Below are 17509 nucleotides of genomic sequence, written 5' to 3'. Positions count from 1 at the left end.
GATTCAATTCTCGATCTTGTAGCCCGTCGCCTTCACGATCGGCTGCCACAACGCCGTGTTGGCGGCGAGCTCCTTCGTCAAACCTTCCGGTGTCGAACCGACCGGAATGAGACCGATTCCCGTCAGCTTCTCCTTCACCTCGGGCTTGGCCAGCGCGGCGCTCGCGGCGGCGCCGAGCTTGCTCGCAAACTCCGGCGGGCTGCCGGCGGGGAGCCACATGCCATACCAGGCGTCCGCGACGAGATCGATGCCGCTCTCCTTCAGCGTCGGGACTTCAGGCGCGAACGGCGAACGCTCGGCGCTCGACACGGCGATGATCTTCACGCCTTTGGCGCGATGCTGCGGCAGCGCATCCGCCAGCGTCGTGATGCCGAACGAGATGTGACCGCCGACGAGGTCGTTGAGGATCGGCGCGCTGCCGCGATAGGGCACACGGGTCAGGGGAATGCCGAGATCCTTCTCCAGCTTCGAGCCGGTGAAATGCGGAATGGTGCCGTTGCTCGGCACGCCGAACGAGCTTTTGTCCGGATGCGCCTTCAGCCAGGCGACAAAGCTCTTGAAATCCGGGACGTCGACCCCCGGACCGATCACAACGGCGAACTCGAACCGCGCCAGCAGCGACACCGGCATGAAATCCTTGGCCGTGTCGAAGCTCGGTGTCGTCTCCACCATCGGCAGCAGGTACATAGTCGGACCCGTCGTCACCAGCACCATGCTGCCGTCGGGGCTTGCGCCCTTCACCGCTTTGATGCCGATCAGGCCGTCGCCGCCGGTGCGGTTCTCGACCACCATGGTCCGTTGCAGCACCGGCGCCATCTCCTGCGCGATCAGGCGGCACAGCGTGTCGCCGCCGGCCCCCGCCGCAAACGGGAAGATGATCTTGGTCAGCCCGGCCTGCGCTTGCGCCTCACCCGCCTGCGCCAGCAGCGGCAGAGCGATACATCCGGCCATGAATTCGCGGCGATCCATGCGTTTCCCCTTTGACCCCATTTTGGTTGGTATCAATTAGGGCCAGAGCAGCATCCCGGACAAGGCCGACCTTGACCGTTTACCATGCCGGGCGCCTTGCGCCGGCCATCGTCCTGCTGCAAAAGCGGGCCTATCGGCGCCGCTCTCTCGCTCCGCCGTTTCCAACGCAGAGCAGATCGTCCAGGCGCATGATGGCCAGCCCCGAACTCAGTCAATTCCGCCGCATCGTCGTCAAGGTCGGCTCAGCGTTGCTGGTCGATTCGGACAAGGGCGAGGTGCGGGCGTCCTGGCTGGCCGCGCTTGCCGACGACATGGCCAAGCTGCACAAGGAAGGGCGCGACGTCCTCGTCGTCTCCTCGGGCTCGATCGCGCTGGGCCGCAGCCGCCTCAAGCTGCCGCGCGGCCCGCTGAAGCTGGAAGAGAGCCAGGCCGCGGCCGCAGTCGGCCAGATCGCGCTGGCGCGGATCTGGTCCGAGGTGCTCGGGGCGCACGGCATCGGCGCCGGCCAGATCCTGGTGACGCTGCAGGACACCGAGGAGCGCCGCCGCTATCTCAACGCGCGTTCCACCATCGGCAAGCTCTTGGAATGGCGCGCCATCCCGGTGATCAACGAGAACGACACGGTCGCCACCAACGAGATCCGCTACGGCGACAATGACCGCCTCGCCGCGCGCGTCGCAACCATGGCGAGTGCCGACCTGCTCGTGCTGCTGTCCGACATCGACGGGCTCTACGACGCCCCGCCGAAGAACAACCCGAACGCCAAGCTGATTCCGGTGGTCGAGAGCATCTCCTCGGAGATCGAGGCGGTGGCGGGCGATGCCGAGTCCGAGCTGTCGCGCGGCGGCATGCGCACCAAGGTCGAAGCGGCCAAGATCGCCACGACCGGCGGCACGCATATGCTGATCGCCTCCGGCAAGATCGAGCATCCCCTGCAGGCCATCGCCGATGGCGGCCGCTGCACCTGGTTCCTGACGCCCGCCAACCCCATCACCTCGCGCAAGCGCTGGATCGCGGGCACGCTGGAGCCGAAGGGCACGCTGACGATCGATGCCGGCGCCGTGACCGCGCTACGCGCCGGCGCCAGCCTGCTGCCGGCCGGCGTGATCAAGGTCGAGGGCCAGTTCGCCCGCGGCGATGCCGTGATCGTGCGCGGCCCCGACACCAGCGAGATCGGCCGCGGCCTGATCGCCTATGACGCCGAGGTCGCCGAGCGGATCAAGGGCCGCTCCTCCCCGGACGTGATGAGCATCCTCGGCATCAGCGGCAGGTCGGAGATGATCCATCGCGACGATCTGGTGGTGGGCGGGTAGCCCCCTGCCGTCATGCCCGGGCTTGTCCCGGGCATCCACGTTCTGTTGCCGCGCGAAAGATCGTGGATGGCCGGGACAAGCCCGACGTCCGGGCCAGTCCCAAGCCGCGAAGCCCTGCCATACCCTGCCCGCCCTTCGCAAAAGCGGGATTTCCGTGCTAGGACACCGCCTTAGCAGAAGGTTGAAACTCCAATGGCCGCCCCCCTCAAAGCCGTCGACGGCAATGCCGATCTCCAGGCGCTGATGTCCGATCTCGGGACCCGTGCCCGCGCCGCCGCGCGCGTTCTGGCGCTGGCGCCGCCGGAGCAGAAGAACCGGGCGCTGGAAGCCATGGAACGGGCGATCCGCGCCAACGCGGCCGCCATTCTTGCCGCCAATGCCGAGGACGTCGCCGAGGCCCGCGCCTCCGGCAATGCCACCTCCGCTTTCATCGACCGCCTGACGCTGACACCGGCGCGGGTCGAGGGCATGGCCGAGGGCATCGCTATCGTGCGCGGCATCGCCGACCCCGTCGGCACCGTCACCGAAAGCTGGCAGCGGCCGAACGGCATGACCATCGAGCGCGTGCGCGTGCCGCTCGGCGTCGTCGGCGTGATCTTCGAGAGCCGGCCGAACGTGGCGGCGGACGCCGGCGTGCTCTGCCTGAAATCCGGCAATGCCGTGATCCTGCGCGGCGGCTCCGACAGTTTTCGCTCGTGCCGCGCCATCCATGACTGCCTGGTGCAGGGCCTGCGCGAAGCCGGCCTGCCCGAGGCTGCGATCACGCTGGTGCCGACGCGCGACCGCGCCGCGGTCGGCATGATGCTGTCAGGGCTGAACGGCGCCATCGACGTGATCGTGCCTCGCGGGGGCAAGAGCCTCGTCGCCCGCGTCGAGCAGGAAGCGCGCGTGCCTGTCTTCGCGCATCTCGAAGGCGTCAACCACGTCTATGTCGATGCCAGCGCCGATCTCGCCATGGCGAAGTCGATCGTGCTCAACGCAAAGATGCGCCGCACCGGCGTCTGCGGCGCGGCCGAGACGCTGCTGGTCGACCGCGCGGCTGCCGGCAAAAATCTGAAGCCGCTGGTCGAGATGCTGCTCGATGCGGGCTGCGAAGTGCGTGGCGACGACGCGGTGCAGAAAACGGACGCGCGCGTCAAACCCGCCAGCGAGGACGATTGGGACACCGAATATCTCGACGCGATCATCGCGGCGAAGGTGGTGGACGGCGTCGACGGCGCGATCGCGCACATCCAGACCCACGGCTCGCATCACACCGATGCGATCGTGAGCGCCGATGAGGCTGCGGCGAAGAAATTCCTCGGCGAGGTCGATTCCGCAATCGTGTTGCACAATGCCTCGACCCAGTTCGCCGATGGCGGCGAGTTCGGCTTCGGCGCCGAGATCGGCATCGCCACCGGCCGCTTCCACGCCCGCGGCCCTGTCGGCGCCGAGCAATTGACGAGCTTCAAATATCGCGTCCACGGCACCGGGCAGACACGGCCGTAAACGTCGCGAGGCGCGGGCATTGACCAACAATTTCGTCTTGCCGCGTTTCCTGGCGCAAGCGGTCCCGCCCTATACGGAGGGCATGCGCATCGGCCTGCTCGGCGGCTCGTTCAATCCGCCGCATCAGGCGCATCGCGCCATCAGCCAGTTCGCGCTGAAGCGATTGCAACTCGATCGCGTCTGGTGGCTGGTGACCCCCGGCAATCCGCTGAAGGAGAACGGCACGCTGCATGAGCTCGGCGAGCGCATGCAGGCCGCGCGCGACGTCGCCGACGATCCCAGGATCGAGGTGAGCTGTCTCGAATCCGTCATTCGCACCCGTTATACTATCGACACGATCAACACCTTGCGCCGCCGCCTCTCGGGCCTGCGCTTTGTCTGGATCATGGGCGCCGACAACCTCGCTCAATTCCATCGTTGGCAGCACTGGCGGCGCATCGCCGACCAGGTGCCGATCGCGGTGGTCGATCGTCCGCCGCAGAGTTTTCGCGCCCTCGCCTCTCCCGCCGCCAAGGCGCTGGCGCGCTACCGCCTGCCTGAGAAAAAGGCGGCACTCCTCGCGGATCAGCCGGCGCCGGCCTGGGTCTTCCTGACCGGAATGAAGCTGAATCTGTCCTCGACGCGCCTGCGGAACCCGGACGGGAGCTGGAAAGGTACGAAGTGAGTCAGACTATGGGGGGCGCGGGGGCTCCGGGCCTCTCTGGCATATTGAAACCCTTAACCCCACATGATGTAGTGTAACCGGTGGGCGCCGGATTCGGCGTTCGCGATACAGTGAAAGGAATGGTCCCTGACCGCATCTGTATTGTCCAAGTCTGTTTTACCCAAGGTTGCCAAGCCGGCGCGTAAAACATCGACCAAAGCTGCGGCCTTGAAGGCGCAACCCGACGCCGACAAGACGCTGAGCCTGATCCTCTCCCGCCTCGAGGACATGAAGGCGGAAGAGACGGTCACCATCGACCTTCGCGGCAAATCGGCGTACTCCGACTACATGATCGTCACCACCGGCCGGGTCAACCGGCACGTCGGCGCGATCGCGGAAAACGTCACCAAGAGCCTGAAGGAAAACGGCATCAAGAACATCCATGTCGAGGGCTTGCCCAATTGCGACTGGGTGCTGATCGATTCCGGCGACGTGATCGTGCACGTGTTCAGACCCGAGGTCCGCGAGTTCTACAATCTCGAGCGATTGTACACGCAGGGCCCAGGGGCGGCGAAGGCGATCTAGGCTCATCGGGCCGATTTCGAATCGGCTGACGCGCATGCTAGCGTCGTGCGCGCGCATCATGCGCGCGGTGCTGAAAACGCGACCCTGAAGAGATCATGCGTGTTGCCGTCATTGCGGTGGGCCGGCTGAAGCAGGGCCCCGAGCGGGAGCTTGCCGACCGCTATTTCGAGCGGTTCGAGGAGGCCGGCCGCAAGCTCGGATTCCGCGAGCTCATGGTCCACGAAATCCCCGAGAGCCGCGCGCGCGACACCGCGACGCGGATGAGCGAGGAGGCCGCGGCGATCTCGGCCCATATTCCGGAAAGGTCCATCCTGGTGGCGCTGGACGAGCGCGGCCAGAATCTCGATTCCACCGTATTCGCACGGCATCTGGCGCGCTGGCGGGACGAAGGCGCCGGACATACTATCTTCGTGATCGGAGGGGCGGACGGACTTTCGCCCGAATTGCGCCGTAAGGCAAAGCTCGCGATCGCGTTCGGCTCTGCGACCTGGCCGCACCAAATGGTCCGCGTCATGCTTCTGGAACAGCTTTACCGGGCCGCCACCATTCTGGCCGGCCATCCCTATCACCGCGCGTGATGCGCGCTACAACGAGCATCTTTGCCTGAAGCGATGCGAGCGCCTGTCCTCAACCTGCTGCTGATCGCGAGCGTCTTGGACACAGGCGTCTTGGCCGCAAGCCGCGCGCAGGCTCAGACCGTGACGCCGGCGCCCCAGACCGCAGCTGTCTCGCCCGAAGCCATCAAGCAGCGCGAGCAGGAGCTGGAGGCCGCCCGCGCCAGGCAGAAGAGCGCGGAAGAGGCACAGGCCAAGCTCAAGGCCGAGATCACCTCGCTCGGGAAGGACCGCACCCAGCTCAATCAGCAGCTGATCGACACCGCGGCCAATGTGCGCACGGTCGAGACCAAGATCGACGATACCGAAGCGCGTTTGCGCAGCCTGAACGGCCGCGAGCAGGAGATGCGCGCGTCGCTGGATTCGCGCCGCGGCGACATCGTCGAGGTGCTGGCGGCGTTGCAGCGGGCCGGGCGGCGCACGCCGCCGGCGCTGCTGGTGCGGCCCGAAGACGCGCTGCAATCCTTGCGCACGGCGATGCTGCTCGGCGCCGTGGTGCCGGAATTGCGCGGGCGCGCCGAAAAGATCGCAAGCGAGCTCGGCGAGCTCGTGGCCTTGCGCAAGACCATCGCCACCGAGCGCGACCAGCTCGCCTCCGACCGCGACCGGGTCCGCAGCGACCAGACCCGGCTCACCGCTCTGGTCGAGGAGCGGCAGCGCCAGCAGGCGGCGCGCGAAAAGGATCTCGACGCCGAGAACTCGCGCGCGATCATGCTTTCGAAGCAGGTCGGCGATCTCCAGGGCCTGATCACCAAGATGGAGCAGGACCTGCAAAGCGCGGCCAAAGCCGCTGAGAAAGCAGCCGAGGCCGCAAAGCAGGCCGAGGCCAAGGCGGCCGCCAGCGCCAAGTCGGGCCCGGGCGCATTCAAGGACCGGTCCCGGACCGCCCCCGCAATCGCATTCGCCGCAGCCAAGGGGCTGCTGCCTCTTCCGGTTAACGGTAACAAGATCAGGGATTTCGGCGGTTCCGACGGGGTCGGCGGGGTCCAGAAGGGCATTTCGCTGGCAACCAAGCCCGGCTCCCAGGTCACAACGCCGTGCGACGGCTGGGTGGTCTATTCCGGCCCGTTCCGCAGCTACGGACAACTCTTGATCCTCAATGCCGGGGGCGGGTATCATGTCCTGATCGCCGGGATGGAGCGTATTTCGGTCAACATCGGACAGTTCGTGCTCACGGGGGAGCCGGTCGCGACCATGGGGTCGACATCTCAAGTCGCCTCCATTCTCGCGACGAACGCGAGTCAACCCGTGCTGTATGTCGAGTTCCGTAAGGACGGCACTCCAATCGATCCAGGCCCATGGTGGGCCGCAAATGAAGGCGAGAAGGTTCGCGGATGATGCGCAAGACTTCAGTAATCCTCCTCAGCGCGGCCACCGGTGCTGCGCTGACGCTGTTCGTGACCCAGCCCCGCGCGGTCTTCATGGGCTCCAGCGCGCGAGCCGCCACCGCGGACACCTATCGCCAGCTCAATCTGTTCGGCGACGTCTTCGAGCGCGTGCGCTCCGACTATGTCGAGAAGCCCGACGACACCAAGCTGATCGAATCGGCCATCAGCGGCATGCTCACCGGCCTCGATCCGCATTCCAGCTACATGGACGCCAAGAGCTTCCGCGACATGCAGGTGCAGACGCGCGGTGAGTTCGGCGGCCTCGGCATCGAGGTCACGATGGAAGACGGCCTCATCAAGGTGGTCTCGCCGATCGACGACACGCCGGCCTCGCGCGCCGGCGTCATGGCCAACGACATCATCACCAATCTCGACGACGAGGCGGTGCAGGGCCTGACCCTGAACCAGGCGGTCGAGAAGATGCGCGGCCCGGTCAACACCAAGATCAAGCTCAAGATCATCCGCAAGGGCCAGGACAATCCGATCGACGTCACCCTGGTGCGCGACAACATCCGCGTCCGCTCGGTGCGCGCACGCGTCGAGCAGGACGACATCGGCTATATCCGCATCACCACCTTCAACGAGCAGACCACCGAAGGCCTGAAGCGCGAGGTCGGTAACCTCACGAACCAGATCGGTAGCGACAAGCTCAAGGGCTTCATCATCGACCTGCGCAACAACCCGGGCGGCCTGCTCGAGGAAGCGGTCACCGTCTCCGACTCGTTCCTGGAGAAGGGCGAGATCGTCTCGACCCGCGGCCGCAATGCCGAGGAGACCCAGCGCCGCACCGCGCATTCGGGCGACCTCACCAAGGGCAAGCCGGTCATCGTGCTGGTCAATGGCGGCTCGGCCTCGGCGTCGGAGATCGTCGCCGGCGCGCTGCAGGACCACAAGCGCGCGACCATCGTCGGCACGCGCTCCTTCGGCAAGGGCTCGGTGCAGACCATCATTCCGCTCGGAAGCGGCAACGGCGCGCTGCGCCTGACCACGGCGCGCTATTACACGCCGTCGGGCAAGTCGATCCAGGCCAAGGGCATCGTGCCCGATATCGAAGTGCTGCAGGACGTGCCGGACGAGCTGAAGGCACGCACCGACACCAAGGGCGAGGCTTCGCTGCGCGGCCATCTCAAGAACGACGGCGACGAGAAGACCGGCTCGCAATCCTACGTCCCGCCGGACGCCAAGGACGACAAGGCGCTCAAGCTCGCCGGCGACCTGCTCCACGGCATCAAGAACAGCGCCTCGGCCGCGCCCGCTCCCGGCGGCGACACCAAGGCCACGACCGACAAGCCCAAGGCGGCGAACTAGGTCGGCGAACTAGGTCGGCGAACCAACGCGCGTATCACGCGCTACATCGAGGGCGGCTCCAGGAGCCGCCCTTTTCGTTTGTGACTCGTGGCATCCCCGGCCTCGCCCGGCCTGCCGCCGCTTGACCTCGGCGTGGTATCGTCATTTGCAGTGATTCGGGATCGCGCATGACTGAAACGGCCGATGATCTGAGCGCCCCGCTCGGACAGGACAAGCCGCGCCGGCAACGCCGGCTGCGGCTGCCGTTCACGGCCATGCAGCTGCTCGCCGTTCTGCTCGGCCTGTTCCTGATCACCTTTGCCGGCTTCGCCATCTTCAACAAGGACCCGCTCGGCGGCGAGCCGATGACGCGGATCGCGATCAAGCCGGCGGACAAGGCAGCGGACGAGAAGCCCGCGGTCACAGACCATGGCCCCGAAACCAAGCAAGAGGGCAACCACGAGACCAAAGGTGTCCCGAAGCAGGTGGGAGAGCCGAAGACCGTCACGATGATCGACGGCTCCACCGGCGCCCGCCACGACGTGGTCATCGGTGCCGGCGATGCCGCCGACAAGGGCGATGCCGTAGCGTCAGCCCCGCCGCCCGTCATGGCCGGGATCAATCCAAAACTGCTGGAGAAATCGCGCTACGGCATGATCCCGGTCGCGGCCGAAGGGCTGAAGCCGTTCAGCGTCTATGCCGCGGATGCCGATCGCGCCAAGGCCGCCAAGATGCCGGTGGTCGCCATCGTGATCGGCGGCCTCGGCGTCGGCGCCGCCAAGACCACCGACGCCATCATGAAGCTGCCGGGCGCGGTGACGCTGGCCTTCACGCCCTATGGCGCCGATCCCGGCAAGCTCGCCGAGCGGGCCCGTGCGCAGCGCCACGAGATCTTCCTGCAGATCCCGATGGAGCCCTACGATTTTCCCGACAACGACCCGGGACCGCAGACGCTGCTGACCTCGCTCAGCGCCGACCAGAACATGGACCGCCTGTACTGGCATCTGAGCCGGATGCAGGGCTATGCCGGCATCGCCAATTTCATGGGCGCCCGCTTCATCGCGACCGAGCCGGCGATGCAGCCGATCATCCGCGAGGCAGCCAAGCGCGGCCTCGGCTTCTTCGACGACGGCTCCTCGCCCCGCAGCATCGCAGCCCAGGCTGCGGTGAGCCAGGCCATGCCGTTCGGCAAGGGCGACATCGCGATCGACGTGGTGCCGACGGCGACCGAGATCGACCGCGCGCTGAACAAGCTCGAAACGACGGCGCGCGAGCGCGGCATCGCCGTCGGCACGGCCTCCGCCCTGCCCGTCTCGATCGACCGCATCGCCGCCTGGACCAGGACATTGGGCGACCGGGGTATTCTTCTGGTGCCATTGACAACCGCGATGCTGAAATCAAAATCCAGCTAAATCAACGAATTGGTACGGCACTTGTCCTGGCGGGGGGCCGGTTAGGCCGTACCGGCAGCATGCGAGAGGTCTGGCGGAATGGCGCGTTACGAGGATCTGCCCTACCGCACCTGTGTCGGTGTGATGCTGCTCAACAAAGAAGGACGCGTGTTCATCGGCCGCCGCGCCGGCGGCATCGAGCATGTCGACGACACCCATGTCTGGCAGATGCCGCAAGGCGGCGTCGATCCCGGCGAGGACACCTGGGAGGCCGCCAAGCGCGAGCTGTATGAGGAGACCAGCGTGCGCTCGGTTGAGCGGCTCGGCGAGGTCCCGGACTGGCTCACTTACGACATTCCGCGCACGGTCGCCGGGCGCGCCTGGAAGGGCCGCTACCGCGGCCAGCGCCAGAAATGGTACGCGGTGCGCTTCACCGGCAAGGACAGCGAGATCGACGTCGAAAAGCCCGGCGGCGGCGGCCACAAGGCCGAGTTCATCAGCTGGCGCTGGGAGCCGATGAAGAATCTCACCGGACTGATCATTCCGTTCAAGCGCCCGGTCTATGAACGCGTGGTGCAGGAATTTTCCGCACTGGCGGAGGAGTAGCCGCCACACCCTGTCATCCCCGCGAAGGCGGGGATCCATACCCCCAGGGCGAAGTCGGACCGCGATCGGCAACCACGGCCTTTCATCCGATGGCTGCCTGTGGTTATGGATTCTCAGATGCGCAATGGCGCATCAGAGCTCGCGCTCCGCGCGCCCCGGAATGACAGAAATGATCAATGACAAGCCCTACCGTCCCAACGTCGGGATCGCGCTGTTCAATGCCGATGGCCGCGTGCTGGTCGGCCACCGCTTCAAGGGCGACGGTCCCGAGATCATCCTGCCCGGGCTCGACTGGCAGATGCCGCAGGGCGGCGTCGACGAGGGCGAAAACTTGCGCGACGCGGCGATGCGCGAGCTCTGGGAGGAGACCAGCGTCGTCAGCGCGGACTATCTCGGCGAGACCGACTGGTTGACCTACGAATTCCCGCCCTACGACGGCCCGCAGACGCATCGGCTGGCGAAATTCCGCGGCCAGCGCCAGAAATGGTTCGCGCTGCGCTTCACCGGCAAGGATGACGAGATCGACCCGCTGACGCCGCGCAACGGCCAGCCCGCGGAGTTCGACGCCTGGCGCTGGGAGCGCCTCGACCGCGTCGCCGACATCGTGGTGCCGTTCCGGCGCGAGGTCTATCGCGCGGTGGCCGGGCAGTTTGCGCCCTTCGCAAACTGAAACCGCGAAAACAACCCCATGCACAGTAGAACGGGGGTTGAAATCGTTGAGGATTTCGGCCGGCCAATTGCGGGCGCGTGTGAGAGACCGCCATCTCTCGTACAACAAAGTTCAGCGCCCGCCACGGTCGGTGGCGAGCGCTGAACCTGTTCAGGAATTTCAGTCTTGAGCCCCGGAGCAGTGCCCCGGGGCTTAGTGCATAGCCGTCGCGTTGAGCTGGTGCTGGATGCTCTTGAAGTGGTCGAGCCGCTCGATGGCGTGATCGAGCTCGCTGCCTTCGTGCTCCTTCAGGCTCTCTTCCATCTCCGCGATCGTCTCGGCGAACTGGGCACGATCGAGCTCGGCCAGCGATGTCGCGACGTCGGCGAGCACGGTCAGGCCCTTTTCGGAGACCTCGGCGATACCGCCGAGCACGATGACCTTCTCGTGCTTGCCGCCGGTAGTGACGGTGAGGATGCCGGGGCGGATCGCCGCCACGACCGGCGCATGCCCTGCCAGCACGCCGAAGTCACCCTCGACGCCGGGGATGTCAACCTGGTCGACCTCACCCGAGAAGGCGAGCTTTTCCGGGGAGACGAGATCGAAGTGGAAGGTGGCCATGGGAAACCTGCGAATAGCGAGTGGCGAATGGCGAGTAGCGAATGGGAGCTGCGACTATTCGCTACTCCCGATTCGCCATTCGCTTCTTAGGCCGCTTCAGCGGCGAGCTTCTTGCCCTTCTCGACGGCTTCTTCGATGGTGCCGACCATGTAGAAGGCGGCTTCCGGCAGGTGGTCGTACTTGCCTTCCACCAGGCCCTTGAAGCCCTTGATGGTGTCGGCGAGGTCGACGAACTTGCCCGGCGAGCCCGTGAAGATTTCGGCGACGTGGAACGGCTGCGACATGAAGCGCTCGACCTTGCGGGCGCGGGCCACGGTCAGCTTGTCCTCTTCCGAAAGCTCGTCCATGCCGAGAATGGCGATGATGTCCTGCAGCGCCTTGTAGCGCTGCAGCACCTGCTGGACCTGACGGGCGACCGCGTAATGCTCCTCGCCGACGACCAGCGGAGACAGCATGCGCGAGGTCGAGTCGAGCGGGTCCACCGCCGGGTAGATGCCCTTTTCGGCGATCGAGCGCGACAGCGTGGTGGTCGCGTCAAGATGCGCGAACGAGGTCGCCGGCGCCGGGTCGGTCAAGTCGTCGGCCGGAACGTAGATGGCCTGCACCGAGGTAATCGAGCCCTTCTGCGTGGTGGTGATGCGCTCCTGCAGCGCGCCCATGTCGGTGGCGAGCGTCGGCTGATAACCCACCGCAGAGGGAATACGGCCGAGCAGCGCCGACACTTCCGAGCCGGCCTGGGTGAAGCGGAAGATGTTGTCGACGAAGAACAGCACGTCCTGGCCCTTGTCGCGGAAGTCTTCCGCGATGGTGAGGCCCGTAAGCGCGACGCGGGCGCGGGCGCCCGGCGGCTCGTTCATCTGGCCGAACACCAGCGCGCATTTCGACTTCACGCTCGGATCGGGATTCTTCGGATCGGCGTTGACCTTGGACTCGATGAACTCGTGATAGAGGTCGTTGCCTTCGCGGGTGCGCTCGCCGACCCCGGCGAACACGGAGTAACCGCCGTGCGCCTTCGCGACGTTGTTGATCAGCTCCTGAATCAGCACGGTCTTGCCGACGCCGGCGCCGCCGAACAGGCCGATCTTGCCGCCCTTCGCGTAGGGAGCCAGGAGATCGACGACCTTGATGCCGGTGACGAGAATTTCGGCTTCGGTCGACTGGTCGGTGTAGGTCGGCGCTTCCTGGTGGATGGCGCGCAGGCCTTCGGTCTTGACCGGACCGGCTTCGTCGATCGGCTCGCCGATGACGTTGATGATGCGGCCGAGCGTGCCCTCGCCGACGGGAACGCGGATCGGAGCGCCGGTGTCGGTCACTTCCTGGCCGCGGACCAGACCCTCGGTGGTGTCCATCGCGATGGTGCGGACCGTGGACTCGCCGAGATGCTGGGCGACTTCGAGCACCAGGCGGTTGCCGCCGTTCTTGGTCTCGAGCGAATTGAGAATGGCCGGGAGGTGGCCTTCGAACTGCACGTCGACGACGGCGCCGATGACCTGGGTGACGCGACCGACCTGGGCTGCCATTGAATGTCTCCTTCGATCCGAACTTCTAGACCACGGTCAGCTTGACCGGGATGTTGCGTATGATGGGTACCGACGCGCCTTGATCAGACGGCCTCGGCACCCGAGATGATTTCGATCAGTTCCTTAGTGATCTGCGCCTGACGCGTGCGGTTGTAGACCAGCGTCTGCTTGCGGATCATCTCACCGGCGTTGCGCGTCGCGTTGTCCATCGCGCTCATCTGCGCGCCGTAGAACGAGGCGTTGTTCTCGAGCAGCGCGCGGAAGATCTGGACCGCGAGGTTGCGCGGCAGAAGGCGGGTGAGGATCTCGTCCTCTTCCGGCTCGTATTCGTAAGACGTCGTGTTGGCGGCACCGCCCTCCTCGACCACCAGCGGAATGATCTGCTGGGCGGTCGGGATCTGAGCAATCACCGAGCGGAAGCGCGAATAGAACAGCGTGCAGACGTCGAATTCACCGTTGTCGAAACGCGCCAGCACCTTCTTGGCGATGTCCTCGGCATTGACGAAGCCGAGCTGGCGCACGCTGCGCAGGTCGAGATGCTCGACGATCTGCTTGTCGAACTGGCGACGCAGCTGCTCGTAGCCCTTGCGGCCGACGCAGAAGAACTTCACGTCCTTGCCCTGCGCCATCAGCGCCAGGGCGCGCTCGCGCGCCAGGCGCACGATCGAGGAGTTGAAGGCGCCGGACAGGCCGCGCTCGCCGGTGCAGACCAGCAGCAGGTGGACCTGGTCCTTGCCGGTGCCGGCCAGCAGCGCCGGTGCGCCGGGCGAGCCCGCCGCGGCGCTCGCGATGTTGGAAATCACCGCGCTCATCTTGTCGGCATAGGGACGCGCCGCTTCCGCGGCGGTCTGCGCCCGGCGCAGCTTGGAGGCTGCGACCATCTGCATGGCCTTGGTGATCTTCTGCGTCGCCTTGGTGGAGGCGATGCGGACGCGCATGTCTTTAAGTGACGCCATTCTTCGTCCCCAGCGATCAGCCTGTGGCTCGACCGCGACCCTATCTTTTCGTCATGCCCGGGCTTGTCCCGGGCATCCACGTCTTCTCCCACCACGCGGAGGCGCGTGGATGGCCGGGAGCTCAATTGCGAAGACGCGCTTCGCGCTCTTGCCCGGCCATGACGGCACGCTTAAGCGAACGACTTCGCAAAACCTTCGACCACCGACTTCAGCTTGGCAGCGGTGTCGTCGGAGAGGTCGCGGCTGTCGCGGATCGAATTGAGGATGTCGACGTGCTTGCCGCGCAACAGCGAGAGCAGGCCGTCCTCGAACGCGCGCACCTTGTTGAGCGGCAGCGGATCGAGATAGCCGTTGGTGCCGGCCCAGATCACGCAGACCTGCTCTTCCATCTTCAGCGGCGAGAACTGCGGCTGCTTCAGGAGCTCGGTGAGGCGCGAGCCACGGTTGAGCAGGCGCTGGGTCGAGGCGTCGAGGTCGGAGCCGAACTGCGCGAACGCCGCCATTTCGCGGTACTGCGCGAGCTCGCCCTTGATCTTGCCGGCGACCTTCTTGGTGGCCTTGGTCTGCGCCGAGGAGCCGACGCGCGACACCGACAGACCGACGTTCACCGCGGGACGAATGCCCTGGAAGAACAGGTCGGTTTCCAGGAAGATCTGGCCGTCGGTGATCGAGATGACGTTGGTCGGAATGTAGGCCGACACGTCGTTGGCCTGGGTTTCGATGACCGGCAGCGCCGTCAGCGAGCCCGAACCCTGGTCCTTGTTCAGCTTCGCCGCGCGCTCGAGCAGGCGGGAGTGCAGATAGAACACGTCGCCGGGATAGGCTTCGCGGCCCGGCGGGCGGCGCAGCAGCAGCGACATCTGGCGATAGGCGACGGCCTGCTTCGAAAGGTCGTCATAGATGATGACGGCGTGCATGCCGTTGTCGCGGAAGTACTCGCCCATGGTGCAGCCGGTGAACGGCGCGATGTACTGCATCGGCGCCGGATCCGAGGCGGTGGCGGCGACGATGATCGAGTATTCGAGCGCGCCCTGCTCTTCCAGCACCTTGACGAACTGGGCAACCGTCGAACGCTTCTGGCCGACCGCGACGTAGACGCAGTACAGCTTGATGTTCTCGTCGGGCTGCGCGTTGAGCGGCTTCTGGTTCAGGATGGTGTCGAGCGCGATCGCGGTCTTGCCGGTCTGACGGTCGCCGATGATCAGCTCGCGCTGGCCGCGGCCGATCGGGATCAGGGCGTCGATGGCCTTGAGGCCGGTCGCCATCGGCTCGCTCACCGACTTGCGCGGAATGATGCCGGGCGCCTTGACGTCGACGCGCATGCGCTTGTCGGCCTGGATCGGGCCCTTGCCGTCGATCGGGTTGCCGAGCGCGTCGACGACGCGGCCGAGCAGGCCCTTGCCGACCGGCGCGTCCACGATGGCGCGGGTGCGCTTGACGGTCTGGCCTTCCTTGATCTCACGGTCGGCACCGAAAATAACGACGCCGACGTTGTCGGTTTCGAGGTTCAGCGCCATGCCGCGGGTGCCGTTCTCGAACTCGACCATTTCACCGGCCTGGACGTTGTCCAGACCGTAGACGCGGGCGATACCGTCGCCGACGGACAGCACCTGTCCGACTTCGGAGACTTCAGCTTCCTGGCCGAAATTCTTGATCTGGTCCTTGAGGATCGCGGAAATTTCCGCGGCGCGGATGTCCATCAGCCTGCCTCTTTCATCGCGTGCTTGATCGAATTGAGTTTGGTGCGAAGCGAACCATCGACCATGCGGCTGCCCAGCTTGACGACGAGGCCACCGATGATCGCGGGATCGACTTTCACGTTCAGCGCGACGTCCTTGCCGGTCACCGACTTCAGAGCAACCTTGAGGGCGTCGAGATTCTTGTCCGAGAGCGCTTCCGCCACCGTGACGTCGGCCGTCGTCTCGCCCTTGAACTTGGCGACGAGGGCGCGATAGCCGCGAATGACGTCCGCCACCACGAACAGGCGGCGGTTGGCGGTCAGCACTTTGAGGAAATTGGCGGAGATGCCGGCGATGCCGGCCTTGTCCAGCACGGCCGACAGGGCCCTGGACTGGGCGTCGGCGGCGAACACCGGGCTACGGACGAGGCGCTTCAGATCGGCGCTTTCGTTCAGCAGGGCCTCGAATTTCTCGAGATCGGCCTTGACCTCGTCGACCACTTTCTGGTCACGGGCCAGTTCGAACAAGGCCGTTGCATAACGGCCGGACACACCGGAAACGGACGTATCTTCTGCAGCCACAGACGCGCTCTTTTTGCTGTCAAACTCGCAAGGGAAAAACCGTCGCCACAAAGCGGCGCCTAGCGATCCAAGCCCTTGGAATTCAAGCGGGACTTCGATTTTCGACCAGCACGGAACGTGCCGGGCTCGTTAAAATCGCGGCTTTGCTAACATAGCAGGCGCGCAGGTGCAACATGACGCCAAATTAAAGGCACGAGGTTCTGTCGCCAGTTCGTCGCACGCTGCGACATCGATGTCTGCCTGGTCCCGCGATCGGACCAGACTCGATCAAGGACCTGGGATGGCGACCTGAGGGTCGCGGAATTGACCCGGGGCTCGCCGCCCCTTCCCCGACGTTGGTTCCTGCCCCCAGCGCATAGCGGCCATGAACACGGATCGCTGAGGCGTGACTCCGGCGTCCACAGCTCCACTCGCCGAATACTTACCCAATTCTAAACAGTTCAAGAGATGACTTCGTTTTACAGTATTCGTAAGTATTCCATAGGTTAACAAATCGTTAAATACGAAGATTAAGGAATATGATCTGAATATCTGGTTCGAGTAACAAGATGTTTCATGACGACACAGAACGGATTTACTGCCCAATTCACGCCGCATTGGGAATCGAAACGCCAGACCGCTCACAAACTGATGGGGGCTCCACTAGCCACACATGTGGCAATACTAGCTTAGGGACCAATAAATGCTGTCCATGAAGACGCTGGGCTTTATGACCCGGCCGCGTACGGCGATCGCTTTCGTTGCCGCGACTCTCCTGATCGGTGGAACTGCCACCGAGGCTTCCGCCAAATCCCGCCACCACAGGCATCATCACCGCCACCACGCCCAGGCCGACACCAACGCGAGCTCCGATTGGCGCAACGCCAATGCGGCGATGAATCCGACCTCGGGCACCGGCCGCAGCTTCTCCGGCATCGCCTCCTATTACGGCAACGAGTCCGGCAGCCGCACCGCCTCGGGCCAGCGCTTCAACCAGAACGCCCTGACCGCGGCGCACCGCTCGCTGCCGTTCGGCACCAAGCTGCGCGTCACCCACCGCGGCTCGAGCGTCATCGTCACCATCAACGACCGCGGCCCGTTCATTCGCGGCCGGGTTCTCGACCTCTCCACGGGCGCCGCCCGCGCCATCGGCCTCACCGGTGCCGGCGTTGGCCGTGTCACCGCGGAAGTCGTCTCCTAAGGCGCCAGCCGCGCCTCACGTCACGCGCGCAGTTTTCAT

Annotated in this window: 17 protein-coding genes; 11 read left to right on the top strand and 6 right to left on the bottom strand. The window is 65.4% G+C overall.

Annotation, left to right across the window (positions count from 1 at the left end):
- Window positions 1–3: 3 nt before the first annotated feature.
- Window positions 4–969: a Bug family tripartite tricarboxylate transporter substrate binding protein gene (locus tag E4K64_RS31960; protein ID WP_167772366.1), complete on the bottom strand. Its 966-nt coding sequence runs from the start codon at window positions 967–969 to the stop codon at window positions 4–6.
- 191 nt (window positions 970–1160) lie between these two features.
- Here E4K64_RS31960 and proB point away from each other — a divergent pair, with 191 nt between their 5' ends.
- The 10 genes from proB to E4K64_RS31910 all read left to right on the top strand — a co-directional run bounded on the left by proB (window position 1161) and on the right by E4K64_RS31910 (window position 10954).
- Window positions 1161–2282, top strand: coding sequence for a glutamate 5-kinase (gene proB, locus E4K64_RS31955; RefSeq protein WP_135166944.1), 1122 nt, complete (start codon window positions 1161–1163; stop codon window positions 2280–2282).
- A 192-nt stretch (window positions 2283–2474) separates the two neighbouring features.
- Window positions 2475–3770, top strand: a complete 1296-nt coding sequence (locus E4K64_RS31950) for a glutamate-5-semialdehyde dehydrogenase (RefSeq protein ID WP_135166943.1) — start codon at window positions 2475–2477, stop codon at window positions 3768–3770.
- Window positions 3771–3789: 19 nt separating this feature from the next.
- Window positions 3790–4434, top strand: coding sequence for a nicotinate-nucleotide adenylyltransferase (locus E4K64_RS31945; protein WP_167772365.1), 645 nt, complete (start codon window positions 3790–3792; stop codon window positions 4432–4434).
- Between the two features lie 207 nt (window positions 4435–4641).
- Entirely contained in the window at window positions 4642–4998 is a 357-nt protein-coding gene (rsfS, locus tag E4K64_RS31940; protein ID WP_024338888.1) for a ribosome silencing factor, read from the top strand.
- Between the two features lie 95 nt (window positions 4999–5093).
- Window positions 5094–5576: a 23S rRNA (pseudouridine(1915)-N(3))-methyltransferase RlmH gene (gene rlmH, locus E4K64_RS31935; RefSeq protein WP_135166942.1), complete on the top strand. Its 483-nt coding sequence runs from the start codon at window positions 5094–5096 to the stop codon at window positions 5574–5576.
- 33 nt (window positions 5577–5609) lie between these two features.
- Window positions 5610–6950 carry a murein hydrolase activator EnvC family protein gene (locus tag E4K64_RS31930; RefSeq protein ID WP_135166941.1) on the top strand — a complete coding sequence of 447 codons (1341 nt, stop codon included), beginning with the start codon at window positions 5610–5612 and terminating at the stop codon, window positions 6948–6950.
- Window positions 6947–8308 (top strand): S41 family peptidase, encoded by a 1362-nt coding sequence (locus tag E4K64_RS31925; protein ID WP_135166940.1) that lies wholly within the window; start codon window positions 6947–6949, stop codon window positions 8306–8308. Before E4K64_RS31930 ends, E4K64_RS31925 begins: the two co-directional genes overlap by 4 nt.
- 167 nt (window positions 8309–8475) lie before the next feature.
- Window positions 8476–9699, top strand: a complete 1224-nt coding sequence (locus E4K64_RS31920; protein WP_135166939.1) for a divergent polysaccharide deacetylase family protein — start codon at window positions 8476–8478, stop codon at window positions 9697–9699.
- Window positions 9700–9777: 78 nt separating this feature from the next.
- Window positions 9778–10284 carry an RNA pyrophosphohydrolase gene (locus tag E4K64_RS31915; protein ID WP_135166938.1) on the top strand — a complete coding sequence of 169 codons (507 nt, stop codon included), beginning with the start codon at window positions 9778–9780 and terminating at the stop codon, window positions 10282–10284.
- A 169-nt stretch (window positions 10285–10453) separates the two neighbouring features.
- A complete protein-coding gene (locus tag E4K64_RS31910) occupies window positions 10454–10954 on the top strand; it encodes an RNA pyrophosphohydrolase (protein WP_135166937.1) in 501 nt (166 codons plus the stop codon).
- Window positions 10955–11146: 192 nt separating this feature from the next.
- Here E4K64_RS31910 and E4K64_RS31905 read toward each other — a convergent pair whose 3' ends face one another.
- The 5 genes from E4K64_RS31905 to E4K64_RS31885 form a co-directional block, all read right to left on the bottom strand.
- The gene (locus E4K64_RS31905) at window positions 11147–11554 is read right to left on the bottom strand and encodes a F0F1 ATP synthase subunit epsilon (protein WP_135166936.1); all 408 of its coding nucleotides are present in this window, start codon (window positions 11552–11554) and stop codon (window positions 11147–11149) included.
- 86 nt (window positions 11555–11640) lie between these two features.
- Window positions 11641–13074, bottom strand: coding sequence for a F0F1 ATP synthase subunit beta (gene atpD / locus E4K64_RS31900; protein ID WP_025032831.1), 1434 nt, complete (start codon window positions 13072–13074; stop codon window positions 11641–11643).
- An 83-nt stretch (window positions 13075–13157) separates the two neighbouring features.
- Window positions 13158–14030 (bottom strand): F0F1 ATP synthase subunit gamma, encoded by an 873-nt coding sequence (locus E4K64_RS31895; protein ID WP_126261281.1) that lies wholly within the window; start codon window positions 14028–14030, stop codon window positions 13158–13160.
- A gap of 170 nt (window positions 14031–14200) precedes the next feature.
- Entirely contained in the window at window positions 14201–15730 is a 1530-nt protein-coding gene (gene atpA / locus E4K64_RS31890) for a F0F1 ATP synthase subunit alpha (protein WP_135166935.1), read from the bottom strand.
- Entirely contained in the window at window positions 15730–16290 is a 561-nt protein-coding gene (locus E4K64_RS31885; RefSeq protein WP_135166934.1) for a F0F1 ATP synthase subunit delta, read from the bottom strand. The genes atpA and E4K64_RS31885 overlap by 1 nt, the downstream gene beginning before the upstream one ends.
- A gap of 682 nt (window positions 16291–16972) precedes the next feature.
- On the opposite strand from E4K64_RS31885, the gene E4K64_RS31880 reads away from it, so the two are divergent.
- Entirely contained in the window at window positions 16973–17470 is a 498-nt protein-coding gene (locus E4K64_RS31880) for a septal ring lytic transglycosylase RlpA family protein (protein ID WP_135166933.1), read from the top strand.
- Window positions 17471–17509: the final 39 nt, after the last annotated feature.

The organism is Bradyrhizobium frederickii, from assembly GCF_004570865.1.
In the GTDB taxonomy this organism is placed as follows: Bacteria; Pseudomonadota; Alphaproteobacteria; order Rhizobiales; family Xanthobacteraceae; genus Bradyrhizobium; species Bradyrhizobium frederickii.
Note: the sequence above shows the minus strand (reverse complement) of the source record. Positions and strands in the feature narration are given on the sequence as shown.

Excerpts from the sequence above, each read along its gene's own strand:
- E4K64_RS31920 (WP_135166939.1), top strand. The coding sequence starts at position 8,476 with ATGACTGAAACGGCCGATGATCTGAGCGCCCCGCTCGGACAGGACAAG.
- E4K64_RS31905 (WP_135166936.1), bottom strand. The coding sequence starts at position 11,554 with ATGGCCACCTTCCACTTCGATCTCGTCTCCCCGGAAAAGCTCGCCTTC.
- E4K64_RS31880 (WP_135166933.1), top strand. The coding sequence starts at position 16,973 with ATGCTGTCCATGAAGACGCTGGGCTTTATGACCCGGCCGCGTACGGCG.
- atpA (WP_135166935.1), bottom strand. The coding sequence starts at position 15,730 with ATGGACATCCGCGCCGCGGAAATTTCCGCGATCCTCAAGGACCAGATC.
- rlmH (WP_135166942.1), top strand. The coding sequence starts at position 5,094 with ATGCGTGTTGCCGTCATTGCGGTGGGCCGGCTGAAGCAGGGCCCCGAG.
- E4K64_RS31915 (WP_135166938.1), top strand. The coding sequence starts at position 9,778 with ATGGCGCGTTACGAGGATCTGCCCTACCGCACCTGTGTCGGTGTGATG.
- E4K64_RS31910 (WP_135166937.1), top strand. The coding sequence starts at position 10,454 with ATGATCAATGACAAGCCCTACCGTCCCAACGTCGGGATCGCGCTGTTC.
- atpD (WP_025032831.1), bottom strand. The coding sequence starts at position 13,074 with ATGGCAGCCCAGGTCGGTCGCGTCACCCAGGTCATCGGCGCCGTCGTC.
- proB (WP_135166944.1), top strand. The coding sequence starts at position 1,161 with ATGGCCAGCCCCGAACTCAGTCAATTCCGCCGCATCGTCGTCAAGGTC.
- E4K64_RS31930 (WP_135166941.1), top strand. The coding sequence starts at position 5,610 with ATGCGAGCGCCTGTCCTCAACCTGCTGCTGATCGCGAGCGTCTTGGAC.
- E4K64_RS31895 (WP_126261281.1), bottom strand. The coding sequence starts at position 14,030 with ATGGCGTCACTTAAAGACATGCGCGTCCGCATCGCCTCCACCAAGGCG.
- E4K64_RS31950 (WP_135166943.1), top strand. The coding sequence starts at position 2,475 with ATGGCCGCCCCCCTCAAAGCCGTCGACGGCAATGCCGATCTCCAGGCG.
- E4K64_RS31960 (WP_167772366.1), bottom strand. The coding sequence starts at position 969 with ATGGATCGCCGCGAATTCATGGCCGGATGTATCGCTCTGCCGCTGCTG.
- E4K64_RS31925 (WP_135166940.1), top strand. The coding sequence starts at position 6,947 with ATGATGCGCAAGACTTCAGTAATCCTCCTCAGCGCGGCCACCGGTGCT.